Source organism: Synechococcus sp. BS55D (assembly GCF_004332415.1).
In the GTDB taxonomy this organism is placed as follows: Bacteria; Cyanobacteriota; Cyanobacteriia; order PCC-6307; family Cyanobiaceae; genus Synechococcus_C.
Genome location: NZ_PHQT01000001.1, coordinates 561737 through 586559, shown reverse-complemented (window position 1 = coordinate 586559; position 24823 = coordinate 561737). Strand labels below are relative to the sequence as shown.

Here is a 24823-nt window from a genome sequence, read left to right as displayed (position 1 = left end):
TGAGCTGATGCGAGCAGTCCTGCGCGAATGGCAATGGCAGCGCCAGCGCTCCAGCCTGGCGGCGCTGAAACTCTTGGTGCTGGATGTGGATGGGGTCCTCACCGACGGCGGCCTCTGGTTAGATCCTGAGGGTGTCCTGCAAAAGCGCTTCGATGTGCGCGATGGGCTCGGCCTTCGCCTGCTCCAGCAGTCCGGACTTCAACTGGCCTTTCTCAGTGGCGGCCGCGGCGGTGCCACCGAGGTGCGGGCGCGACAGCTGGGCATTGAGCATTGCCTGGTGGGAATCAAGGACAAGCCCGTGGCCCTGGAGGCCCTGCAGCGGCAATTGCAGGTGAGCCCTGCGAGCACAGCCTTTGTGGGGGATGACCTGAACGATCTGGCCGTGCGCGCCCAGGTGCGACTTCTGCTGGCCCCAGCCGATGCCTGCCGCCCCCTGCGCCGCCAGGCCGACGCTGTACTTCGCCGTCGTGGCGGCCATGGCGCCGTGCGCGAGCTGGCGGAACGGATCCTGCAGGCCCGGGGCGACTGGCAGACCCTGAGCCGCCAAGGCTGGAGGGATCGCAATGACTAAGACCGGCTCTCCAGACAGTCCAGGAGTGTTTCTGCTCGGAGTGGGTGCCCAGAAAGCGGGCACCACCTGGCTGCATCAGCAGCTGCACAACCGCAAGGATGCCGATTTCGGCGTTTTAAAGGAGTATCACGTTCATGACGCCCGCAGCGTGCCGGAACTGGCCCGCTTCCGGCAGGTCCCCATGGAGCTGCGACAGCCCCGCAGCTGGGTGCAGCCGCGCACCTGGCTCCGCCAGTGCTTCATCCGCAGCCCTGGCCTCTATTACGACTACTTCACCTGGCTGCTGAGGCGCCCCCACCGGCCTGGTCGGAAGGTCTGCCTCACCGGCGACATCACCCCCTCCTACGCCCTGCTGAGCGCCGACGCCCTATGGGAGATCAAGTGCGGTTTTGCTCAGCGGGGGGTTCCCGTGCGCCCCGTCTTCCTGATGCGCGATCCGATCGAACGGATCATCTCCAGCCAACGCATGAAGCTGCGCAAACTGGGCCAGCGCGATGCCGAGTCGGAGCAGGCCGCCCTGCGCCGACGCATCAGCAAAGGCCGCGGGCTGCGCAGCAATTACGCCCAGACCCTGGAAGCGCTCGAGCAGACCTTTGGACTGGAGGAATGTTTCATCGGCCTGTTCGAAACCCTGTTCAGCGCTGAAAGTTATGGGCAACTCTGCAGCTTTCTCCAGGTGCCATACCAGGAACCAGCCTGGAGCGAGAAGGTGAATGTGAGCGCCACTGCCAACCCAATCCCTGAAGAGCTCCTGGCTCAACTGGGGGAGCAGCTCGCGGAAGATCTGAGGACGGTCCGCAGGGTGCTGCCAAACGCGAACCTGGAGCAGCTCTGGCCGACCGCCAGCCGCTGGTGTCAGACCTAGGCCCCCCCTGCCATCCGCCTGGCTTCCTCCAACTGCTCTGCCGTATCGACTGACAGAGACGTGCCCTCCACGCGGAAGGTGGCGATCGTGTGCCCCGCTTCGAGCAGACGCAACTGCTCCAGCCGCTCCAAATCCTCCAGGGGTGAAGCAGGCAACTGGTCCCAGCCAGCGAGCACATCACCGCGGAAGCCATACATGCCCACATGGCCCCAATAGGGGGAGTGCCGATGCCAGTCGGCAGGATCCACATCCCTCACATGGGGGATGGCCGAGCGGGAGAAATAAAGAGCACGGCCGTCATGGGCCAGAAGGGTCTTCACCACAGCGGGATTATGGATCGTGTCCGGCTGCAGTCGATACACCGGCGTCACCACCGCAGGGACCGGATCCCGACGGGAGAATTCCGCCACCATGGCGGTCACCACGGCCGGATCCAGGAACGGCTGATCCCCCTGCACATTGATCACCGCCGTGGATGACAGCCGCTGTTCACGGGTGGTGGCATCCCAGCCGTCAGGCTGCTCATCCCAAGCCAGGGCGACCAACTGATCAGCGACAGAAGCAATCCGCTCGCTGCCGGAACTGCACGCTTCTGATGTCATCAAGACAGGAAAGCCCCAGGCCTCGGCAAGACCCTGAAGCCGTTGACTATCCGTGCAGAGCACCACGGTGGCCGGCCCGTCTGCCTTGGCGCACTGCTCCAAAACCCGCTGAATCATCGGCTGTCCTCCGATGTCTGCCAGCACCTTGTCGGGCAATCGCGAAGAAGCCAGGCGGGCTGGAACCGCCACCACTGAACGTGCCATGGCCATCGCCGTCAGTCCCAGAGCTTCATGGCGTCATCCCGGGCGCCAAACCACTCCGCCGCCAGCGGTCCACCCATGGTGCGCTGGTCTCGGAACCAAGGTCCACCAAGGGTCCAGTGCAGCAGCCCCGGGCCACCAGCAGACGCCGCAGCCGTCGGTGCCGCCTGCACATCCACGAGATGGTTCCAACCGGCGTCGAGGGCGCCGATTTCATGGTCACCGTCCAACCAGTGGAAGCGATGAAGCTCCAGGCCCGTGGCCGTGTTCACGTAATCGACCGTCAATCTGGTGCAGCGGTTGCAGTTGAGCAGCATCAGTGAACTCCAGTTCTTCTTGGGGTAAGCGCTCTGCACCTCCCCGAGGAACTTCACCGTTTCTCCAGGCACATGCTCGTGCTGCACGCACATCACCCCGTAGCGGTCATCGCGCTGGTCCCACAGAGCCTTGATATCGGCGCGGCAGAGCATGTCGCAATCCATGAACAGAGCCCAGCCCTCGTAACCCATCAGGTGGGGCACCAGAAACCGGGTAAAGGAAAACGCAGTGCTCTGCTTCGGGTCGCGTTCCCGCCGGTAGAGCCCCTGAGCCTCGAGTTGAGGCGTGACCAGGGGAGTCATCGCTAAGGGAGTGGTGCTGTGTTGATAAAGGCTGTCAAGCAGCACATTGGTGGCTGCCCGCTCGCGCGGGTCATAACCGATGAAGATTGGGATCGGAGTCACTGCCACCGCAAACCTCTGCCGCCGCGCGCAGGTTACGGCGGCCCTGTCCGATGATCGGGGCAGCTCAGCCACTGGCCGTGACCGCACCCCTGACCCTGATCGCCGGCCCCTGCGTGATCGAAAGCCGCGAACTCGTGCTGGAGGTTGCCAGTCAGGTGCAAAGCATCTGCGAGCGCCTGGGCATCCGTTACATCTTCAAGGCCAGCTTCGACAAGGCGAATCGCAGCTCCGGCCACTCCTTCCGCGGCCCCGGCGTGGAGGGGGGTCTGGCGATCCTGGCGGAGGTGAAGCAGCAATTCGGCCTGCCGGTGCTCACCGACATCCATGAATCCAGCCAGGCCGCGGCCGTGGCCGAGGTGGTGGATGTGCTTCAGATCCCCGCCTTCCTCTGCCGTCAGACCGATTTGCTCCTCGCCGCAGCCGCGGCTGTGGCAGAAAGCGACAAGGTGGTGAACGTCAAGAAGGGACAGTTCCTCGCCCCCTGGGACATGGCCCAGGTCGTCAACAAGATGGCCGAGGCCGGGCTCGATCCCGCCAGCGGTCGCCTCTGGCTGACCGAACGGGGCAGCAGCTTTGGTTACAACACCCTGGTGGTGGACTACCGCAGCCTTCCTCAGATGCAGGCCCTCGGCTGCCCGGTGATCTTTGATGCCACCCATTCCGTCCAACAACCGGGCGGACGAGGCAGCAGCAGCGGCGGCCAACGGGAATTCGTGGCGCCTCTGGCGAGGGCCGCAGCGGCGGTTGGCGTGGATGGCCTGTTCATGGAGGTGCACCCTGACCCAGACAAGGGCCTGAGCGATGGCCCGAACATGGTTCCTCTCCATCGCCTGGAAGCACTGCTAGCCCAGGTGGTGGCGATCCGTGCCGCCGTCGGCGACCAGCCGGCCGTCAGCACGCTTTGATCCCCACCGCCGGTAGCGAAGCCGGCAAACAGTGGCTGCTGGCTTACAACCAGATCAGCCACGCACTTGTGCTGTCTCTGGTGGGGCTGGCTGTGATCGCCCTGCTGGTGATCGCTGCTCAGGACCATGAGGCCACGGCTCCGGCAGATTTACCCCCCCACCGCCGGATCTTGCTGTGGATCCGGCGTCACCCGGTGGTCACGGTCGTCTTTGTCGTCTACACAGTGGCGATGGTGCAGGGCACCAGTTGGTTTTACCCGGAGCTGCCCGACCTCTATCAGGGATTCATCCACAGCCCACTGATCGATCAGCCGCAGCTGCAGGAGCGCTTCATCGCTGAAACGATGCAGCGCAACAGCTTCCGCTTCTTCCCGCTCGCCCACCAGGACCTGCACCTCCTCAGCTGGTTCACCCCCTACGTGAAGGTGTGGATGCTGGTGAGCGCCGCTGAACTGGTGGCGATCGTGGTGCTCAGTGCGCGCATGGTGCAAGAGATGGCAGCGCCTCCCCAGGTGCCGGGGCTGATACTCGCCATGGCGCTGCTGTTTCTGTTCGCACCGGCCACCGGCTGGGGCTTTTTCCAACTGATCTACTGCGAACGGCTGCTCACAGCCCTGTTCGCTGGCTATGCGTTCTGCTACTGGCGATTCCAGCAATGCTCCAGTCGACGCACGGGGGCGCTCACCCTGGCCTTCGCCCTGTTGGGGGTGTTTGTGAAAGACATCGCCCTGCTGCTGTTCGTGACACCAGCCCTGCTGCGCTGGTTCACCCACCCGGAGCAACGCCGCTGGCGGTCGCAGGAGACCGCCCTGATCGCTCTGATTCCGGTGGTGGTCTGTTCCTATCTGGTGCTCAGCCTGCTGCCCAGCCTCTACGCCCAGGCCAGTCCATTCAGCGGCGACGGGCGCTGGAGCCTGGACACCGACTGGCGCCTCATCACCCTGGTGAGCTTCAACGGCCTGCGCCTGCTGCCGCTGCTGCGCAAGCAGCGGCGCACGGACCTGCTGGATGGGCTCAACCTGGCAGCCATCGCCTATGCCGCGGCCCTCTGGGCCAGCGTCGGCTACCCCTACGCCAGCTTCTGGACCTTGCCGGTGCAGCTGGTCACAGTGATGGATCTCGGCTTCATCTGGTGCCACTGGCTGGTTCCCCAGCTCAGAGGCCGCCCAGGTTCAGCAGCGGTCACCAGCCTGGGGGTGGCCGCCAGCCTCCTGGTGATTGGCCTCGAGCAGCGTGGCTCCGACAGCTTCAGCAAACGCGTTCACACGATCAAGACCACCCAGCTCCGGTGGCGCGAAACCTTCGATGCCATGGCAACACTCAGCCGCGAAAGCCGGGAGAAGGGGGAGCCTGTGAACGTGATTTTCATGCGCTCCTATTTCAATCAACACAGCCTCAAGCCACTGGCGGTGGATCGTCTGATCGAGTACCACCGCCAGCGCAAGACCTACACCGTGGTGGAGGGCATCGACCAGGGAGAGCCTTACATCCCCCAGGCGGGGGATTTTCTACTGACGATCGACAAACGTGAACGCAGCGACCTCGGGCAGGATGGCGAGGCCTTCGCGGAGATCTACCGCCACAGCGCGACAAAACGTGCTGGGCGGATCTTCCGCCATCGCTGAGTTTGCATGTCTCTGCAGTCAATCTCACGGCGCATCCAACCCTGGGTGCCGCTGACGGTCCTGGCCGCTGCTCTGGGGATGGGTGCCTTCAGCAGCTGGCTATGGCTTCAGCAAGCCCAAGACTGGCTGCCTTCTCCCCGCAGTGAAGCGGGCGAAAAACTGCTCTACGTTTACAACCGCACCTCCCACGACATCGCTCTGGCCCTCCTGGCCATCGCCGTGCTGGTGCTGCTCTGGTTAGGACTGCGCGCCAACGATCAGCCGGGAGCTGAGCAGTCGGCATCCCCCAAACGGGGGATGTGGGGGCAGCGGCTGTTGACGTTCTCGCGTGAGCATCCCCTGGTGCTGATCCTCTGGATCGGCTACACGGTGGCGATGGTGAACGGCACCAGCTGGCTCTACCCGGAACTGGTGGGCTGGTACGACGGAATCCTGGATCACCACCTGCTCGACAACTTTTCGGTCCGCTACGAATTCATCGCGGAGACCATGCTCCGCAATGACTACCGCTTCTTCCCGCTCGCCCATCAGGACCTGCACGTTCTCAGCTGGTTCACCCCCTACGTGAAGGTGTGGATGCTGGTGAGTGCTGCCGAACTGTTCACGATCGTGGTGCTGGCCACTCGCATCGTGCGCGGGCTGCTGCCCCGTCAGGCCCCCCGGCATCTGCTGTTGCTCGTCAGCCTGCTGTTGTTGTTCGCACCCGGCACGGGCTTCGGATTCTTCCAACTGATCTATGCCGAGCGGATGCTCACGCTCTGCTTCGTGGCCTTCGCTTTCTTCTATTGCCGCTACCAAGAATCAGGCCATCGCCAGGCCTGGTGCTTCAGCCTGCTGTTCGCCCTGGTGGGGCTGTTCTTCAAGGACATCGGCGTGCTGTTGTTCATCACCCCCGCCGCCTTCACCCTGGTGGCTGGGGCGGCTGGACGACTGGAGCGCTACCCGGCCTTTCCAGGCGGCCAGCTGAGCCGCCAACGACTGCGCAACTGGCTGCGCAGCTACAGCCTCGAGCTCTGGCTGATCAGCCTGTTGGTGGTGTTTGCCCTGGCTTACACCTACCTGAGCTATCTACCCAGCCTCTATCACGGCAAGCAGGCCTATGGCTCCGATGACGGCTTCCGGTTCCTCGGGGATCTGCGCTGCTGGATCCTGTTCGCCTTCATCGGCCTGCGCATCGCCCTGATCAGCAGTCGGCGCTGCGGGGCGAACCTGCTCGATGGGCTCAATGCTGCGGCCCTCGTATACATGGCAGCGCTCTACGCAGCCGTTGGCTATGAGGGCAGCAGCTACATGAGCCTGCCGGTGCAGCTGGTGACGGTGCTCGATCTGAGCTTCGCCTGGTGTGCCTGGATCGCTCCCGCCCTCAGCCAACGCCTCTCGTCACCTGCAGCCCTGGGTCTGGTGGCCGTGACCGCCAGCGCTGGCCTGCTCGGCGTTGAACATCAGCGGGGGGATGGCTTCGTCGAACGGGTCAGTGCGATCAAAGCGAAACAGCACTCCTGGCTGAAAACCTTCAACAAGATCGAAGACCTCACAACGGAAGCGAAGCGTCGGGGGGAGGAGGTGAATCTGATTTTCACCAAATCCTGGTTTCGACGAAAACGTCACCTGGATCGCTTCAAGGTGGATCGCCTCATCTTTCTCGATCCCGAGACCGGCACCTACACCACGGTCGATGGCATCCGCCCTGGGGAGACCTACACCCCCAAACCTGGTGATGTGCTGATCAGCATCGACCGAGGCAATCTCGATTTTCTCGGTGCGGAACTCGATCGCTATGACCAGGTGTATCGCGCTAAGCCAGGCGGCAGCGGACGCATCTTCCGCTACCGAGGTGCTGGCAAGTCGGCTCCCGCTGGATCCTCCGTGGCGGAATAAACAAGCCGGCGGTTGAGGGCCGCCACCCAAGGCAGGGCCAGGGCCAGCTGGGCCAAACCTGCAGGGGCTGCCATCCAGGCGCCGTCGTAACGGATCGAAGCGCTGCGCTCCGGATCAAAACGCACCCGATTGCCAGCGAGCACGTGGCTGCTGCTATGGCTGGCGGGTGCCAGCATCCGCTGATCGAATGGGATCTCCAGCCAGGCGCAAAGGCGGCGCAGGCTTGTCTCCGGCCGCAGGGCCAGCTCCTCATAACCCAGCCGGAACACAGGCTTGCCACAGCGGCGCAACCAGCGCTCATGGCGGGCATTGATCCGGCACCAGCGCAGCAGCGGTTTCAGGCCAGGAAGCCACTGGCCCCGCTGACGCCCATCCCGGGAACGGGAATGGACCCACGAACGCACGTCGCGGGTGAGATGCAGGATGCGAATCTCGAGCTCGTCATCCTGATCAAAGGGCAAGACGAAATCCCCCTGGTAGGAATCCACGACCCAGGTGGGCGCTGCCTCAGTGGCTGCCTCCAGGGACGTCAGCAGATGCTGCATCTTGTCGGCCAAGGGCTGAGCTTCATGGGCGGGAAGCCAAGCAAGCAGCGGCCCCCAGACCGCACAGTCGGCGGCGAGCGCTCCGCAGGTGCAGCGGCGCTGAAAACGCAGATCACCGCGCAGCTGAGCCGGCCCGCGCTTCTCCTCACCAGCACCCGGTGTCGCCAGGATCCTGACGGCTTCCCCCAGACCCACCACCTGGGGATGGGCCCCGAGGGCCAAGTCGAGAATCGTGGTGCCGCTATGGCCGAGGCCGCGGATCAGCAGAAGTCTGCGGCTCATGGCTCAACCTCCGTCATCACCTGCAGCAGCAGGTCGGAGAGCTGGCGGAGGTGGTGGTCGATCGTGAACCCCTCCTGGATGCGGCGTCGACCGCAGTCTCCCAGACGTGCCGCCAGGGCTGGATCGACCACCAGGCGCGTGATCGCCTTGGCCATCGCCTGCTCATCCCCCTCCTCCACCAACAGGCCGCTCTCGCCATCGAGCACCACCTCAGGAATGCCGGCATGGCGCGTGGCCACCACCGGCAGGCCACTGAGCTGAGCCTCCATCACCGCCACTGGATTGCCTTCGCTATCGCCATCAGGTGCCACAAGGGAGTGCTGCACAAAGCCCCGCACCTGCCGCATCAGCTGCGCCACATCGTCCTGCCCGCGGACGCCGAGGAACTGCACTCGCCCCTCGAGGTCCAACGACCGCACCAGGGCACGAGCCTCGCTCAGCAGCGGACCCTCGCCCACCATCCAGAGCGCCAAAGTCGGCATTGCAGCGCCCAGGGCCTCACACACCAGCGCAAAGGCACGGATTGTGTGCAAAGGCCCCTTCTTGGCCACGAAGCGCCCCACCGCCAGCAACACCGGTGGCATCGCGGCCGGATGGCTGCCATGGAACAGCCGGGCATTAGCTCCCGAGGGACTGATCAACAACCGCTCCGGGCGAGCACCCAGGGCCAGGAGCGTTTCGGCCATCGGCCGTGATTTCACCACCACCCCAGCGGCGATCGCCAGCAGCCGCCGGTAGCGGCCCCTCAGCAAACCAAGGCGGCCGCGGGCTGATGCGTCCGATCCGCGGAAATGCACCACCAGTGGAACGCCGGTCCAGGCGCAGGCCTCCATCACCCGCACCGCCTCAAACCCGAAGTCCACCAGCACCGCTTCAGGGCGCTTCCAGCGAATCAGCAGCCAAGTCACGAGCGCAGCGGGCATCCCCGCGAGACGCAACAGATGCAAGCGGGTGAGCAGCTTGCTGAGCACAATCGCCAGGCCATAGGCCAGGGCAAGGGGACGACCCAGGGGATATTCGTCCCCGAAACAGGCCGTGACCTGGAAGGGCAAAGCCTCCAGGTTGGCGCGGATGAAGGTCTCGCTGGCGGCGCGTCGGGTGGGCGCCAGCATCAGCAGCCGATGGTGAGCCGTCACAGGGATGCCGATGCTCACGGCAGTGCCAGCACCGAGCGCCAGTGGGGCTCCACCACATCCCAGTCGAGAGCGCGCAGGGTGTCCTGGGCTGCCGCCCCAAGCCGCAGGCGCAGACACTCGTCCACCATCAAACGCTCCAGGGCCATCGCGAAAGCGTCCACGTTCTCGTTGGGCACCACCAGCCCCTGACGGCCATCGCAGACCATCTCCAAGGGGCCCGGCGACGCATCACTCACCACGGAGGGCAGTCCAGAGGCCATCGCCTCCAGCAAGGCATTGGGCATGCCTTCAAAGCGAGAGGGCAGTGCAAAGATCGAGGCCCGCTGCATGTAGCGAAGCGGGTTCGCCTGGAACCCTTCGAAGGCCACCTGATCACCGATGCCCTTCTGCTGCACGAGTGCCTTGAGCGCACTGCGCTTTGGACCATCACCCACCAGCACGAGGCGCCAACCGGCACGAACCGGCTCTGGTAGGGAGGCGAAGGCTCGGATCAGCAGATCCAGCCCCTTCTGGGGCACCAGCCGTGCCACCGCCAGCACCTCCAGTTCACGGCTGGCGACCTCCAGCTCGCCCTGGCCAGACCCAGCGCTCCCCTGGAGATGCAGCCCACCCGGGAGGGGGTTAGGCAGCAGATCCAAGCGTTGCCAACTCCCCATCGCTTGGAGGGCTTCAAGCACACCTTCGGTGTTGGCTGTCACCACATCGGCTCGGCGGTAATACAGGCGGCGCAGGCAACTCCAGAGTCGATCCAACTTCTGGCGACGGGGATCGTTCCGCTCCGACACCACCAGGTGCACCGGCTGATCCCAGAGTGCAGCGCAGCAGAGGATGTTGGTTTTGGTGAGCAGGGCCAGCACCCGTTTCGGACGCTGCTCCAACAGCTCCTGACGCAAGCGCACGAACCGAGAGCCAGCGAGCCATGGCATGGCGCTGGCCATGAAACGAGTCACCAGGCCTTGCAGATCTGGACGCATCCGACGGGCGATCCAGGGCCAGCAGAAAGCAAACAGCAAGAGAACACCTGCCCGCTGCAAGCGCAGCACCTGGGCAACGAAGAACCGTCGGCCACGCGCCGGCAGGGAGCGATTGTGCACGTCAGCAAGCCAGGGATGCTGCACATCGGGACCGAGGTCAAACGCGCGAACACCATCTGGCAACGCATGTTTGATCGGATGTCCGTGACGCAGGGAGAGCACGCTGACCTTGAGACCCTGAGCCGCGAAATGCTCTGCAGCGAGGAGACCCACCTTCTGGGCTCCACCGGCACCGAAATGGGGAAGCACGACCCAGAGATCATCCATGGTGGAGGCTGCTCCGCTGCAGGCTGCTCAACGCCTCCAGAAAATCATGGCGGAGGCGTTGTTCTGCAAAACCCTCACGCACCGCAGCTGCCCGCTCGCCGAAACGACGGCGGCGGTCGGGATCGCCCAGCAGATCCCCCACGGCTGCGATCCAATCGGAACCACTGGCCTCCGCTGGTAACAACACACCGTTATCGCCATCGCAGATCAAATCGCGAGGCCCGGTGAGACAGTCGCTGGCGATGCAGGCACAGCCAGCCGCCATCGCCTCGAGCAGCACATTGGGGAAACCCTCAAAGCGGGAGGGCAAGACAAAGACGGTCGCCCGTTCATACCAACGGGCCATGGAACCGCAAACGCCAGGCAGCAGAAGGCGGCGCTGCAGATCGGGGTCGGGACCCAGCAGCTCCCGCAACCATGCCTGCTGATCAAGACCGTGATACAAGCCTGGCGCCAGGCCTGGCAGGGCCAGATGCAGGGTGGGATCCCGACGGGCCAAGGCAGCGAAGACCGGGATCAGCCGATCGAACCCCTTCTGATGGGCCTTGGTCCCCACCGCCAGGAGCAAGGGCTGTTCCGGCTTGATCCAGAGCTCAGGATCCAGCACAGGCTCACGATCCGGCAGGGGCCAGACCACCGGATTGGGCAGCAGCAGCTGGCGACGCACCGCGCAATGCCGACTGAGCCATCGGCCCGTGGTGTCGGTCTGGACCAGGTGCAGGTCGGCACGGGGGTAAGTGAGACGACGCAACCAGCGCCATGGCAAGGCGGGGGGTTTGGCAGGTGGGTAGTTGCGTTCCGACACCAGCGTGCGGATGGCGAGACCGCGGCAGGCCAGCAGAAGCTTGATCGCAGGCAGCGTGGTCACCCCCACCACCAGCTCGCAGCGCTCCTCCTGCAGAAGGCGGCGCAGGGTCCAGACGCGATATGGGAAGGCGAACCAACCCAATCGTTCCAGCGTGGGGGGGAGGCCGGGTTCCACCCGACGTTGCACCCCCTCCGGCAGGGCATAGGCATCGCGCTCGGCTCCCTGCCTTGTGATCACCAGCACCTGCCAACCAGCATCACGACACCAGCGCGCCCAAGTGAGCAGCACCCGCTCAGCCCCCCCGAGCTTGAGCGAATCAATGGTGAAGGCAACGCGGAGGAGGGCCATCAGAGGGCCGGAGCCAGCGCAAGGGCACGAAAAAAGTCATGCGCCTTCTCGGCGCGTGCTCGCTTCAAGGTGGGGAAGTACACCAGCAGCAACGCGTCAACGAGCTGTTCAGAATCCGGCCTTGCCTCAGGCTGGTCCGCCGGCCACTGACAGGCCGAGAGGATCTCGAGAATGGCGTCGGAGAAGCCCCGGTGATCCTCCTGAGTTTTGTTGGCAATGGGGTCAAAGCGTTCGGCGTAACAGGCTTCTCGCAGGCGCCTGATCTGATCCAGCACAGCATCGAAGCCGCAGGCATCACCCCGATGCCAGGCCATCACTGCCGCGACCGTGAGACTGCGCATGATGTTGCGCGTCATCCGAGTGGCTGTGTTGCGCTCGATCAGGAAGGGGTCATAGCGACGGGCGCTGTCCAGCAGCTCCCGGGCAGCCAGGTCAAGCCCAGACCAGTCTTCAAGCGCCATAAGAGCGCGTAGACGCGTGAGCTGACTCGAGATCAAAAGCTTGGCTCGATTTTCTCGATTCGGCTTCAAACAGCGGTAGGTGTTGGGGTCTGCTTCAAGCCTGGCGAGGATCGCCCCTAGACCCTGCACCCCTCGACGCATCGCCGGCGCATCCAGGGCATCAATGGCCCGGTAGGTGCGCACCACCCAGCAATAGCCGGAATAATGCAGGGGCAGCACAGGGCTGGCCGCAAGGACATCAAAAAGCAAGAGCTGATCGAAGCGACTGCCAGGACGTGATCCTCTGCGGAACAGAAGCTGATGCAGGATGTCTGCTTCACCATCCTCGAGCCAGATCCGCTCGATCATCCGACAACCCTCGGCATAGTCGCCGGCCTCCAGCAGGCGCTGGGTGAGCTCAGTCAGCAAGGGGATGTTGTGCGGATCAGCGCTGACCCAGCGACTGAGCAGAGTCCGAACCAACCGCCCCTGCCCGAGGCGATCGAGACCGCGTAGCAAGAGAAGCCGCAACTGGGCAGCGAGGGAGGAGCGTCGCCACTGGCTGCGGATGTGGTTGTAAGGAGGAGCCTGCGGCGCCTGGGGAACGGCAGGCATCAACCCATGGTTTTCAAGGCAGGTGAGCATCGCTTTCGTGCGGCTCTTGTAGGTGTGCTGCTCTGCACGGGCCAGCCGTTGCTCAAGCGTTGGGCCTGCCCCTGACAAAGCGAGGCTGATCGCCTGGGCAAAGGCTTCGGCATCCGGTGGACAGAGCAAAGCGACATCTCCCTGATCCTCCAGGGAGGGAATCGCCGTCGCGACGACAGGACAGCCCGCTGCGAGGTACTCGAAGAATTTCATCGGGTACATGTGGCGGGTGTAGTCATTGAGCTGCAAGGGCAGCAAGGCCACATCGGCCTGGGCCAGGTAGGCGGGCAGGGTGGCGTAGGAGCGCGGACCCAACAGGTGCACGTTGGGCAAAGCGTCCAAGGACGCAATGTCCGTGCTCGGATCGGTCTCTCCCACTGGGCCAATGAACACGTAATTCCAGTGAGGACTGGATCGCACCAGCGCCTCCAACATGGCCAAATCGAGTTTGTAGGCATCGATCGCGCCGATGAAGATCAGCACCGGACCACTGATCACGGGCCAATCGGACGGCTTGGGTCGTCCCGGATCGAGCGCTCGCCGGAAGTGCTCGGCATCAGCGACATTGCCGAAGCCATGGGTGCCGGCGTTGAGCGGCGCTAAGGAATGCTGCAGCTCCGGAGAGGTTGTGAACACAACCTTGACGGTGCTGCAGAGATGCCGCTCAGCAAGCTCCAGCTCTGCCCCTGGCATCCCTGGCTGCGCCTGGATCCGATCCACGCACTGATAAATGGTGGCGTGAAACTTGCCAAGCCGCAGATACTCACCTGTCTGGGGATTGAACGTCCACAGCAGGGGCCGACGTAGATCGAGGACGACATCAGCGATCAGCAGGCCGAGGTAAAGGCTCCAACGGTTGAGGCGAACGGCGAGGCCGCGCGTCTTTCCAGGCAAGACGAGCGGGGAGTAAACCCAGACGCCGGGGCGCACGGATCGAGGCAGACGAAGACCACGACTCAGGCGTCGCAGAATCCGCCCGGTATCGGCGCGATCACCCCTCGGACCGCGAACACCAAGGGAGTCGATGTAAAGCACGCGATGGCCCAGATCCGCGAGTGCACAGGCGACGTGCTGCTTATTCGTCCAAAGGGGGTGATCCCAGTCAGCCGTAGCCAGGAGAACAATGTCTGCCATCGACACTCAAACCGCATCCAACATGGTCATCTCGCGGAAGCTGGGGGAGATTTCCGTGAGTCGCTGGAAGTCACCGGAGGCGATGATCCGCCCGCGGTCCACCTCATAAATGCGATCGCATTTCTTGACGGTGGAAAGGCGATGGGCAATCACCACCATCGTGCAACGACGTCCCACAAGATCGAGGGCCTGCATCACATCGTGTTCGGTTTTGTTATCGAGAGCGCTGGTGGCTTCATCGAGCACCATCAACTTGGCGCGGCGATAAAAAGCTCTCGCCAACGACAGACGCTGACGCTGGCCACCCGAAAGCTTCATGCCATTTTCTCCACACATGGTGAACAGGCCATAGGGCATCTGAGAGACAAAATCAGCAAATTGAGCCGCCTCCAGAGCCGCCCAGACCTGATCGTCATCAATCAGATCAGGATCTTCACAGAAGGCGACGTTTTCACGGACGCTGGCATCAAGAAGACGAATCAACTGCGGCACAAACGCACAATTGGCCTGCCATGCCGGCATCTCCTCATCGGAAACTGGAACGCCATCAAGCAACAACTCACCGAGCGTGGGCGTGTAAAGACCGAGCAGCAAATGAGCCATGGTGGTTTTGCCACTGCCCGTCTTGCCGACGAGGGCAATCCGAGACCCCACAGGAATGGAAAGATTGATGCCCTCAAGCACGGGCGTACTGCTGCCCTGGTAGCTAAAGCTCACATCGTGGAGCTCAATTAAGCGACGCGCCATCACCCCCTCCGGCGATGGCACTCCGGGATCTCCCAGCGAGAGCCTATCGGGCCGCATCCGCAGAAGCTCGAGCGCATCTTTGACTTCCGGAAGGCCACCGCGCAATTTATTGATGCTGCGAAACACTGACTGCAGCGGACCAGAGATCCGCAGCAGCACCACAAGAATGGTGGCCAGCTCAGGCAGAGCTTCCCTTAATCTCGATCCGTCACCAGCGATCATCGCCGGAGCCAGACCAACAGCAAAAAGAATCGTGATTCCCGCTGGTTCAATCAGAAAACGCGGAACATTCGGTAACAGGGTCGAGAGTCGATCATTGCGCTTAGCAAGCACACCATCGCGGGAAAATCGATCGACAAAAAACTCATGCGATGAGTAAAGCTGCACATCGCGCATGGAGCGAATAGACTCGGAAAAGATAATATGAAGGCGACGGGTATAGCGATTTTTTTGACGAACGGCTAATCGCAAATATGGAGTAATAATTTTAGAAGAAATTGCATAGGCGAGTAGCAGCAGAGAGAAAATAAGAATTGACGAACCACCGAGCACAAACACCACACCAACAATCAATGCCATCACCGATAGCAGACTCCCTGCAATCGCAATCATGGGCGTGATCACCGCTCCGGTAACACGACTAAGAATGCGATTGAAGCGCTCTGACAACACTGAAGTGCGCTTGTGCATAAAAAACTCATAGCGCTGCAGCATCAGATTCCGGTAGACCTTATTCACCAGGTCAGACCAGATCTCAGCTGTGAGCAATGACTCCAGCAGCGCCACCCCAAAGCGAATGCCAGAGGCGAGCCAATAGGCCGCAATCAACAGAGCAACAATCCATCCGGCCTGATCGAGCAGACCACCACCGAAAAAACGAATGCCTGGGATCTGATCACCGAGCTTCGCGCCGGCCAGAAGTCCCACGAGGCGGGCGAGCAGCCCCACCAGAAGAATGTCGATGATTCCCTGAACCAGGGAAGCCAGCAACACAAGAGCGAGGTAGCGCAGACGCTTGGGCGACAGTTCCTGCAGCAGCAGCTTCAGTTCAGTCCAGGTCTGGCTTTTCAGGGGCATGAACGAGGGTGCCGAAGACTCTGCCTCGATGGCAGACGCCTGTTCTTGCAATGCTTTTATTAAAGACCGCAGCCTGAGTTCTTCAGGGCTTTGGCAGCCAGCCGGGCAACCGATTGACCACCTTGCCGCGCAAGCGATCGAAACGCTGGCTCCAGCGCAGGCGACGGGTGGATGGACTGCGCAGGCTGTAGGCCGGATTCAGACCCGTGGCATCGCTGACCTGCAGGGATTGCAACTGCTCGAGTGTGCTGCGCCAACGCTCAAGCAGACGAGCCTCCGACACCTCCTCCAGCAGAGCAGCCAGCGTCACAGCATCGGGGCCCCAGGCGGAGGGGTCAGCTGCCGCCGCTGTGATTCGCTCAAGATCATTGCTGAGGGAGCCCTGGCCGATTTGATGGGCGCTGACTCCGGGGGTCAGGGTGTCGGCAAGGGCGTGATTGAAACTGCTGAACACGACACAGCCGCAGGCCAGCGCTTCGAGTGGGGGCAGACCAAAGCCCTCGCTCACCCCGCGGCCACGCCAGTACTCGGCCGAGTCGTAGAGGTAAACGCTGGCACTGTTGAACAGAGCCACAAGATCATCCACCCAACCGCTCTGCACCTCAACCGTCAGTCCTCGCGCCCTCAGGGCAGGCACCAACGTGTTGAGCACATAGGGGCTGCTCTTGCGCTGCTGCACCAGCACATCAATCGGGCGTTGTCCGCCCGCAGCGCCCATCAGCCTGGGACGGGCGCCCCGCTCCAGCCACTGGGGTTCGAGAGCATTGGGCACCAGAAAAAGCGGATTCCGCGGTGCCCGGTCGCCCCAATAACCCAGTGTGTTGCGACTCACGGCCACCACCGGAACACCTGGAGGCAGGTCAAAGCCATAGCCGCTGCTGTGGGCCTGATAGAGCACCGGCCGACCCCGCAGCTTCTTCAAGGTGGCTGGCACGTCAAAACCCCAGCTGACCAGCCAGAGTGCCTTGCCGGGAGATGCCTCTTGAGCGATCACGTCATCCAGAAAGGAATGCTTGGCTTCCCGAGCCCGGTAGGTGACGAGCTCAGTGGGACGCAGCCTCCCGAGCAGTCGGGCGGTCTGCAACGCCACGCTCAAACCGCCACAACGAAAACGGGCCCCGGTGCCCGGCACCAGAACCCGAATGGAGTCGATCGTGACGCTGGGGCTCAAGCAGCCAAGGCCTCAGTGCTTCCGGCCCGCTGACGGCGGGTCAGGAAGCCAAAGAGCACCTTGCCGATCGCGGCCACCAGATTGCCCTCAAGCTCCTGGAACATTTTCATGTTGAGGTGGAAGGCATGGTTGGCCTCTTCCACGATCCGGTCGGCCATCGCCTGATCGATCGGCAGCTGATCCATGGCAGCGCGGTAGGTGGTCTTGAAGGCCTTCTCGTCCTCGATGGCAGGGAAGGCATAGAAGTTCAGACCATCGTTGTCAGACAGGTTCATTGCCTTCTGGGCAATGGTCTTGAGGATCTGCCCACCGGAGAGGTCGCCGAGATAGCGGGTGTAGTGATGGCCCACCAGTAGTTCCGGCGCCTCCTGCGCCACCTGACGGATCCGCTCCACATACGCCTGGGCAGCAGGGGTGGCCTTCAGCTGCTGGGCCCAATCGGCACCGAAGTAGTAGGCAAGATCCTGCTCGAGGGCCTCGCGGCGGTTGAGCTCAGGAAAGGCAATCGGAGCAATCACCGGGTTGGAAGACAGGCGTGCCATCTCCTCTTCCATGGCGCTGTACACGAAATACAGATCAGCCACGAGCGTGCGGTAACTCCCCTTATCGACCACACCTTTGAGGAAGCAGCTCACGAAACCGGTGTTCTCGGCCATGGTGTGCGACTTCTTGGTGCCTTCACGCAACTGGGCAGCAAGAGCGACGGACATGAAACGAAGGGTCGGCAGTCGCAAAACCTTAAAAGCCATGCCCGGCTTGTCGGCAACAAGGGTTGCGAAGGGTTACGAGACCGCTGGGAAGAGGTTGTGCAGATCGCGGCAGATCTGTTGCAGCTGAAGCACGCGATCCGGCTGGGGGAGATGCCGCCCAGAGGGCTGCCAATCACCCACAGTGGCCAGCCGCCAGCGCTCGCCGTCGTAGGTCATGCCGCGCATCAGCACCCCCAGCAGGGCACGGTTGCTGTTCAAGCGAAGCTGCAACAACAGACTGCGGCACTCCAGGCGAGGACTCCAACCCGGGAAGTGAAAGGAGAGGTCGAGGGTCTCCTCCTCGCTCCAGCGACGGGTGAGGGGGTCATCCCGCCAGGGGCTGAGGTTGGCGGTCGCCGCAGGGAACTGATCGCGCACCAGCGTGACGGCCGAAGCCAGAGCCTGGGCCAGCACCACACTGTCGACCGCTTCCGCTGCGTTCACCCGCGTGCCATCTCTGTCTCCAGGGTGAAGGATGCCGCTCGGCGCCGCCAGCCGCCGTTACGGTTGCCACCATGATCCTGCGGTCGCTGGGAACCCGAATCAGCCTGTATGGCCTGGTGGGCATCGTGGCCGCCGCCGTGCATGCCTCCGTGCTGATCGGCCTCGGGCTGCTGCTGCCTCTCTGGCTCGCCAATCCCCTGGCCTTCCTTGCCGCCTCCCTGGCGGGCTATCTAGGTCACTCCCGCTTCACCTTCAGGCCGGAAACCGGCGGCGCACGCTTCGCCCGCCGTTGGTTGCTGATCCAATACCTGGTGAATCTGGCGGTGTGCAGCCTGCTGCCGCTGCTGCTGGCGGGCCTGCTGGCGCCGCCCCTGGAACTGGCGGTGCTGGTCTTCACCCCCACCGTGCTCAATGCCCTGATCTGGTCGCGGGCGGCCCACTTCAGCCTGCGCCGGCGCTCCCTCGGCATCCGCCCACGACTGCACGCCGATGATCTGGGCCTGAGCACCGCCACCAATCAAGCCATCCTGGCCCTGGCCGATGCCGGCCGCCTGGACGGCACCAGCCTGCTGGTGAACGGCCCCGCTGCTGTCCAGGGTGCCGCTGACTGGATGAGCCTGAAGGCTCGACGATCCGATCTGCAGCTTTGCCTGCACCTCTGCCTCACCGAGGGACCGAGCTGCGCAGCGCCGGAGCTACTTCCCGATCTGGTGAACAGGCGCGGCCATCTGCAGCTGTCCTTTGGTCAGTGGCTACTGGTCTCCCTGCTGCCCCCGCCCCACCCGCGCCGCCGACGGATCAGCACCCAGCTGGGTCTGGAGATCCAGGCCCAGATCGCCCGTTTCCGTCAGCTGGGCGGCGACGGCCCCATCCATCTGGATGGCCACCAGCACATCCATCTCGTACCGGTCGTCCTCGAGACCGTGCTGGCCCTAGCCGAGCGTGAACGGATCACCTGGCTGCGCAGCACCGAGGAAGCCCTTCCCACCGGCCTGCCGCTCCTCTGCTGGTGGGAAGCCTTGCGACAGGCCGGCCTCCTCAAGTGGCTTGTCCTGCAGCTGCTCAGCCGTCGCGCCAGGCGGCCGATCCGTCGCCGCGGCCTGATCAGCAACCAAGGCTTCGCTGGGGTGCTGTTCACCGGTCAGATGGCGGGCGTCCCCCTGGAGGGCGCCTGGCGGGAGCTGCAGTGCCTTCCCCGCCAGGCCGATCCAGCCGCTGATCACCCGGCAATGGCTCCACTGCTCTTGGCTCACCCCGGCGCCCGCCTCGAGGGGGATCTCAGCGCCGAAGGCTTTGGCCTGTCGCAACCGTTTGCCGCCTCCAGCTGGCGTCAGCGGGAATGGCAGGCGCTCAGTGAATTCGTCGGATGAAGTAGTGGGGACGGCCCTTCGCCTCCACGTAAATGCGGCCGATGTAGTCACCCAACACGCCAATCCCGATCAACTGCAAACCGCCGAGGAACAAGACCGCCACGATCAGCGAGGCATAACCGGGCACATCCACCCCGAAAACCAGGGTGCGCAGAACAATCACAAAGGCGTAAACGAGGCTGACCATCGACACGCCGGCACCGATGCCCGTCCAGACCTTCAAGGGCAGCACGGAGAACGAGAAGATCCCATCCAAGGCATAGCCAAACAGCTTCAACGGGCTCCACGACGTGGTGCCTCCCACCCGGCTGACCCGCTGATACGGCAGTTCAACGCTGCGATAGCCCGTCCAGGGCAGCAGCCCCTTCGAGAAGCGGCTCGACTCGCGCAGGCTGGTGAGCGCCTCCACCACCGGAGCAGCGAGCAGGCGGTAGTCACCGGCACCCTCCTGGAGCTGAATGGAATCCACCAGCTTGTTGAACACCCGGTAGAACCAGGAGGCACTCGCCACCTTCAGGCGTGACTCCTGGTCGCGGTCATCGCGCACCGCCGTCACGATCTCTGCGCCAGAGCGCCACTCCGCCACCATCGCCTCGATCAGCTCCGGCGGATGCTGCAGGTCGGAATCAATCAGCACGGCGGCGGCGCAATGGCCTCGCACTTGATCAAGACCAGCCAACATCGCCGCTTCCTTGCCGAAATTGCGGGTGAGTTCCAGCAGGGTGACCGGCCGATCGGCGTGCCGCTGCTGCCAACGGCGGATCTGAGCCACGGTGCCATCGCGGGAGCCGTCATCGATCAACACCAGTCGCTCCACCCCAGGCACCGCCAGCACCCGCTCGATGAAGCTGGCGATCACCACCTCTTCGTTGAAGCAGGCAGCCACCACCCACACACCATCGCAGTTCGACATCGGGCGGGCGTCGGGTCAGGGCGAACTTTAGGGAGCCTGCTCTGAGTCATAGGCTCGCCACGTCGTGAATGCCGCCCGGCGGCGATCCAGCCATGGCCCAGTTCGAGAAGCTCACCGCCCCCAGCCAGGGCACCCCGATCCGCTTCGAGAACGGTCAGCCGCTGGTGGCCAACGACCCGATCATTCCCTTCATCCGCGGCGATGGCACCGGCGTGGACATCTGGCCGGCCACTCAGAAAGTTCTGGATGCAGCGGTGGCGAAGGCCTACGGCGGCAGCAAGCGGATCGAATGGTTCAAGGTGTACGCGGGCGATGAGGCCTGCGAGCTCTACGGCACCTACCAGTACCTGCCGGAGGACACCCTCGAGGCAATCCGCGCCTATGGCGTGGCCATCAAGGGTCCCCTCACCACACCGGTGGGCGGCGGCATCCGTTCGTTGAATGTGGCCCTGCGCCAGATCTTTGATCTGTATTCCTGCGTGCGTCCCTGTCGCTACTACGCAGGCACCCCCAGCCCCCACAAGCGCCCCCAGGATCTGGACGTGATCGTCTACCGCGAGAACACGGAAGACATCTACATGGGGATCGAATGGGAGGCCGATGACAGCGTTGGCCAGGAGCTGCGCAAGCACCTCAACGAGGTGGTGATCCCCGCCAACGGCAAGCTGGGCAAGCGCCAGATCCCCGAAGGTTCAGGCATCGGCATCAAGCCGGTGAGCAAAGCCGGCAGTCAGCGCCACATCCGCAAGGCGATCCAGCACGCCCTGCGCCTTCAAGGCGACAAGCGCCACGTGACCCTGGTGCACAAGGGCAACATCATGAAGTTCACGGAAGGGGCCTTCCGTGACTGGGGCTATGAACTGGCCACCACCGAGTTCCGCGATGTGTGCATCACCGAGCGGGAGAGCTGGATTCTCGGCAACCTCGAGAAGGATCCCAACCTGAGCGTTCAGGCCAACGCCCGCATGATCGAGCCGGGCTACGACAGCCTCACCCCTGAGAAAAAGGCCGACATCGACGCCGAGGTGCAGGCCGTGATCGACGCCATCGGCAGCAGCCACGGTGGCGGCAAGTGGAAAGCAATGGTGCTGGTCGATGACCGCATCGCCGACAGCATCTTCCAGCAGATCCAGACCCGACCGCAGGAGTATTCGATCCTGGCCACCCTCAACCTGAACGGCGACTACATCTCCGATGCCGCCGCCGCCATGGTGGGCGGCCTGGGCATGGCTCCCGGCGCCAACATCGGCGAAACCGCCGCCATCTTCGAAGCCACCCATGGCACGGCCCCGAAGCATGCCGGGCTTGATCGCATCAATCCGGGTTCGGTGATCCTCAGCGGCGTGATGATGCTGGAGTTCCTGGGCTGGCAGGAGGCCGCCGACCTGATCACGAAGGGGCTCAGCGCCGCCATCGCCGATCAACAGGTGACCTACGACCTGGCCAGGTTGATGGAACCCCAGGTGGAGCCTGTCAGCTGCAGCGGTTTCGCCGAGGCGATCATCGCCCGCTTCTAACTGACGCGGCAGAAGGCGCCAGACTCTGCGGCATGGCTTCTCAGACCCCCCTGCCCGGCCTGCCGACCGGTGTCTCCGACCCCTGCGTGCACTGCGGCTTCTGCCTGCCCACCTGTGCCAGCTACCGGGTGCTGGGAACGGAGATGGATTCGCCACGGGGGCGCATTCACACCCTGAAGGCGATTGAGGCGGGCGAACTGGAGCTCGATGCGACGGTGGCCAGCCATTTCGATAGCTGCCTGGGCTGCTTCGCCTGCGTGAGTGCCTGCCCCTCAGGGGTGCGCTACGACCAGCTCATTGAAGCGACTCGACCAAAACTGAACACGGCCGAGCTGCGCAGTAGCTGGCAGCAAAGCTTCCGCCAGCTGCTCCTGGCGGTGCTGCCCTACCCCCGACGCCTGCGCGCCCTGCTCACCCCCCTCCGCGCCTATGCAGGCGGACCTCTGCAGGCCCTGGCCCGACGGTCCGGGCTGCCACGCCTGCTCGGGCCGCAACTGGAGGCGATGGAGGCGCTGCTACCGCCCCTGGCGCCGGAGGGCTTCGCCGATCGCTTCCCCAAGCTGAATCCGGCTCAGGGGGAACGCCGCGGCCGCGTCGGGCTGGTGCTGGGCTGCGTGCAGCGCTGCTTTGATCCGGCCGTCAATGCGGCGACGGTGGCGGTGCTGCAGGCCAACGGCTTTGACGTCGTGATTCCAGCCGATCAGGGCTGCTGCGGTGCCGTGAGTCATCACCAGGGGCAGCTCGAACAGACCAGGGACCTGGCCAGTGCCCTGGTGAGCCGCTTCGCTGGCGAGGCGCTGGATGCAGTGCTGGTGGCGGCCTCCGGCTGCGGCCACACCATGAAGGCCTACGGCGAGCTTCTGAACGAGGGGCACAGCGGCTTTGCCTGCCCTGTGCTCGATGTGCATGAGTTCCTCGCGGACCGAGGTCTTTCGGAAGCCTTCCGCGCGGCCCTGCAACCCCTGCCGATTGCGGTGGCTTATCACGACGCCTGCCACATGATTCACGGCCAGGGCATCGCCGCCCAGCCAAGGGCGCTGCTGCGTGCCATCCCAGGCCTACAACTGCACGAAGCCATCGAAGCAGGCGTGTGCTGCGGCAGCGCCGGCATCTACAACCTGGTGCAACCGGAGGAGGCCGCTGAACTAGGCCGGATCAAGGCCGACGATCTGAGCGGCACCGGCGCCACTGTCATCGCCAGCGCGAACATCGGCTGCAGCCTGCAGCTGCGTCGCCACCTACAGAAGGGTGGCCCGGAGGTCATGCATCCGATGGAGTTGCTGGCCCGCGCTGCAGGCCTGAACAGCACCTATGAGAAGAGAAATCAAGAGGCTGACAAAGCCTGAACCGACGCAGACTCAGCCCGCCTCCATCAGCCGCCATGCTTCCGCCAGGGTGCTTGCGTCCCCCAGGTTTCCGGGGAAAGTCACGACCGGCAGTCCCTCCACACCAACAGCCTGAGCGCAAGCATCCAGAGGGCGCACCAGCGAGAGGCCTGGGAGCAACTGCCCCTCCAGCTGCACCGCCTCAAGCCTGAGGCCCTCCGCCAGCAGCATGCCGGTGGTGATGCCGCCCTTGCTAATCACGTAGCCCAGCTGGGGGGCCAAGGCTGCCACCAAGCGACCCATCAGCCGCGCCAGCTCCATTCCGAAGGCCAGCCGCCGTTCAAGCGCCGCCTCCCCAGCACCGAAGCTCAACTCTCCGCGACTGGTGAACAACACCGGGGTCCGTCCGGCTGCCAGGGCGCTCTGCAGCTGTGCTCCCCACTCCCGTTCCAGATCCGCCAGCAGCAGATCGGGGCACCCCCCCTCCAGCACCCGGGCGACCCTGGCAACCGGCAACTCCACCCCAAGGCAGCCAGGCTCCTTCAAAAGCTGATGCAGCTGCTGATCCGCCAGGGGCACATGGGAGCCCACCAGCACCAACCCAGGCCGCGGCTGACCGGAGGAGGCGCGTCGACGCAAACCAGCCAGACCAGCTGCGTCGAGGGGTTGAGGACCCAGGGGCCGCACGCCCCCATCCACCAGGCCGTTCAGGAGGCTGGCAGCGGAACGAAACAGAAACCGCTTGCGGCCCCGCAGCGCCTCCACCGCCGCCCCCAACGCCTCCAGTTGTTCCGGCCGCTCCCCATCCACCACCACCGCGCGGTTGCCCTCGAGGGAAGCGAGCCAACCCACCAGCGCCTCAAAACCAGCGGAATCACCCACTGCCCTTGAACCGGCGGCCCTACTCACTGCAGCCTGATCCAACTGGACCCGCCCCAGCCGCGCCACGGACGCGGCCTTGATCTGGCCATCGCTCTTTTCCTCCAGCCAGGCGGCGAGATCACTGGTGCTGTAACCGAACAGGCGATCGCGAGCGAACGCCGTGGTGTGCACCGGCTCACCATGGAGACGATGCACACCATCGACAGTGGTGCGTCCACCGGGCAGGAAGGCGGGCACATGCAAGGTGGCGTCGACCGGCCCCACCAGCCCCTGCCAAGCCTCCGCCAACACCTGGGGTTCCAGCACCCCGTGGCCGCGCAGGGTGGAATCTCCGCGACTCACGAGTTGCACCTGATCCGCTGGGATCCCCTCCGCCGCCAGTGCCTCAGCCAGCGCCGCCACGATCTCGCGGTTGCGTGCCGCCGCCTGGGCCGCCGTCAGCGCCCGGGTATTGGCGAGAAGAAACAACAAGCGCGGGCGTTGACGCAAACCACGGCGCAGACTGTCCAGGTCCCAGCGCAGCAGCAGTGGGCAGCTGTGCAGCGTCTGGGAGCCGGTGGGGTCGTCGTCGATCACCACGATGGTCATGGCACGATCATGGCCTGCACCGCTCTGCCGTC

At 64.0% G+C, this 24823-nt stretch carries 21 protein-coding genes; 8 read left to right on the top strand and 13 right to left on the bottom strand.

What is annotated here, in order from left to right:
- The first annotated feature begins 7 nt into the window (after positions 1-7).
- Together CWE16_RS02815 and CWE16_RS02810 are read left to right on the top strand one after the other, a co-directional pair.
- Entirely contained in the window at positions 8-571 is a 564-nt protein-coding gene (locus CWE16_RS02815; RefSeq protein WP_131593033.1) for a KdsC family phosphatase, read from the top strand.
- The gene (locus CWE16_RS02810; protein WP_131592741.1) at positions 564-1436 is read left to right on the top strand and encodes a sulfotransferase family protein; all 873 of its coding nucleotides are present in this window, start codon (positions 564-566) and stop codon (positions 1434-1436) included. Before CWE16_RS02815 ends, CWE16_RS02810 begins: the two co-directional genes overlap by 8 nt.
- Here CWE16_RS02810 and CWE16_RS02805 read toward each other — a convergent pair.
- Positions 1433-2248, bottom strand: a complete 816-nt coding sequence (locus tag CWE16_RS02805) for a 3-deoxy-manno-octulosonate cytidylyltransferase family protein (RefSeq protein WP_131592739.1) — start codon at positions 2246-2248, stop codon at positions 1433-1435. The two genes, CWE16_RS02810 and CWE16_RS02805, sit on opposite strands and share 4 nt — an antisense overlap.
- A 5-nt stretch (positions 2249-2253) precedes the next feature.
- Positions 2254-2967 (bottom strand): hypothetical protein, encoded by a 714-nt coding sequence (locus tag CWE16_RS02800; RefSeq protein WP_131592737.1) that lies wholly within the window; start codon positions 2965-2967, stop codon positions 2254-2256.
- Positions 2968-3038: 71 nt separating this feature from the next.
- Between CWE16_RS02800 and kdsA the strand changes: the two genes are divergently transcribed.
- The 3 genes from kdsA to CWE16_RS02785 are packed head-to-tail and all read left to right on the top strand — an operon-like array spanning position 3039 to position 7369.
- Positions 3039-3866, top strand: a complete 828-nt coding sequence (gene kdsA, locus CWE16_RS02795) for a 3-deoxy-8-phosphooctulonate synthase (protein WP_236629526.1) — start codon at positions 3039-3041, stop codon at positions 3864-3866.
- A complete protein-coding gene (locus CWE16_RS02790) occupies positions 3863-5491 on the top strand; it encodes a hypothetical protein (RefSeq protein ID WP_236629525.1) in 1629 nt (542 codons plus the stop codon). Before kdsA ends, CWE16_RS02790 begins: the two co-directional genes overlap by 4 nt.
- Before the next feature lie 6 nt (positions 5492-5497).
- The gene (locus tag CWE16_RS02785; protein ID WP_236629524.1) at positions 5498-7369 is read left to right on the top strand and encodes a hypothetical protein; all 1872 of its coding nucleotides are present in this window, start codon (positions 5498-5500) and stop codon (positions 7367-7369) included.
- Here CWE16_RS02785 and CWE16_RS02780 read toward each other — a convergent pair.
- The 9 genes from CWE16_RS02780 to CWE16_RS02740 form a co-directional block, all read right to left on the bottom strand.
- Positions 7318-8196: a sulfotransferase family protein gene (locus CWE16_RS02780; protein ID WP_131592733.1), complete on the bottom strand. Its 879-nt coding sequence runs from the start codon at positions 8194-8196 to the stop codon at positions 7318-7320. The two genes, CWE16_RS02785 and CWE16_RS02780, sit on opposite strands and share 52 nt — an antisense overlap.
- Positions 8193-9308 (bottom strand): glycosyltransferase, encoded by a 1116-nt coding sequence (locus CWE16_RS02775; RefSeq protein WP_131593027.1) that lies wholly within the window; start codon positions 9306-9308, stop codon positions 8193-8195. Before CWE16_RS02775 ends, CWE16_RS02780 begins: the two co-directional genes overlap by 4 nt.
- Before the next feature lie 38 nt (positions 9309-9346).
- Positions 9347-10633, bottom strand: a complete 1287-nt coding sequence (locus CWE16_RS02770) for a glycosyltransferase (protein WP_131592731.1) — start codon at positions 10631-10633, stop codon at positions 9347-9349.
- The gene (locus CWE16_RS02765; RefSeq protein ID WP_131592729.1) at positions 10626-11789 is read right to left on the bottom strand and encodes a glycosyltransferase; all 1164 of its coding nucleotides are present in this window, start codon (positions 11787-11789) and stop codon (positions 10626-10628) included. The genes CWE16_RS02770 and CWE16_RS02765 overlap by 8 nt, the downstream gene beginning before the upstream one ends.
- On the bottom strand, positions 11789-14008 hold the full coding sequence (locus CWE16_RS02760; protein WP_131592727.1) for a glycosyltransferase: 2220 nt from the start codon (positions 14006-14008) through the stop codon (positions 11789-11791). Before CWE16_RS02760 ends, CWE16_RS02765 begins: the two co-directional genes overlap by 1 nt.
- Positions 14009-14014: 6 nt before the next feature.
- Complete coding sequence (locus CWE16_RS02755; RefSeq protein ID WP_131592725.1) at positions 14015-15832, bottom strand: ABC transporter ATP-binding protein; 1818 nt, start codon at positions 15830-15832, stop codon at positions 14015-14017.
- An 82-nt stretch (positions 15833-15914) separates the two neighbouring features.
- Positions 15915-17003, bottom strand: coding sequence for a glycosyltransferase (locus tag CWE16_RS02750; protein ID WP_236629523.1), 1089 nt, complete (start codon positions 17001-17003; stop codon positions 15915-15917).
- Complete coding sequence (locus CWE16_RS02745) at positions 17000-17713, bottom strand: biliverdin-producing heme oxygenase (protein WP_131592724.1); 714 nt, start codon at positions 17711-17713, stop codon at positions 17000-17002. The genes CWE16_RS02750 and CWE16_RS02745 overlap by 4 nt, the downstream gene beginning before the upstream one ends.
- A 72-nt stretch (positions 17714-17785) precedes the next feature.
- Complete coding sequence (locus tag CWE16_RS02740) at positions 17786-18196, bottom strand: hypothetical protein (RefSeq protein ID WP_131592722.1); 411 nt, start codon at positions 18194-18196, stop codon at positions 17786-17788.
- Positions 18197-18267: 71 nt separating this feature from the next.
- On the opposite strand from CWE16_RS02740, the gene CWE16_RS02735 reads away from it, so the two are divergent.
- Entirely contained in the window at positions 18268-19566 is a 1299-nt protein-coding gene (locus tag CWE16_RS02735; RefSeq protein ID WP_131592720.1) for a ChbG/HpnK family deacetylase, read from the top strand.
- Here the strand turns inward: CWE16_RS02735 and CWE16_RS02730 are convergent.
- Positions 19547-20479, bottom strand: a complete 933-nt coding sequence (locus CWE16_RS02730) for a glycosyltransferase family 2 protein (protein ID WP_131592719.1) — start codon at positions 20477-20479, stop codon at positions 19547-19549. The genes CWE16_RS02735 and CWE16_RS02730 overlap by 20 nt on opposite strands.
- A gap of 92 nt (positions 20480-20571) precedes the next feature.
- On the opposite strand from CWE16_RS02730, the gene CWE16_RS02725 reads away from it, so the two are divergent.
- Both CWE16_RS02725 and CWE16_RS02720 read left to right on the top strand, forming a co-directional pair.
- Positions 20572-21996, top strand: coding sequence for an NADP-dependent isocitrate dehydrogenase (locus tag CWE16_RS02725; RefSeq protein WP_131592717.1), 1425 nt, complete (start codon positions 20572-20574; stop codon positions 21994-21996).
- Between the two features lie 32 nt (positions 21997-22028).
- Positions 22029-23342 carry a (Fe-S)-binding protein gene (locus CWE16_RS02720; protein ID WP_131592715.1) on the top strand — a complete coding sequence of 438 codons (1314 nt, stop codon included), beginning with the start codon at positions 22029-22031 and terminating at the stop codon, positions 23340-23342.
- Between the two features lie 12 nt (positions 23343-23354).
- Here the strand turns inward: CWE16_RS02720 and CWE16_RS02715 are convergent, their stop codons facing one another.
- Entirely contained in the window at positions 23355-24791 is a 1437-nt protein-coding gene (locus CWE16_RS02715; protein WP_131592713.1) for a four-carbon acid sugar kinase family protein, read from the bottom strand.
- Positions 24792-24823 lie beyond the last annotated feature (32 nt).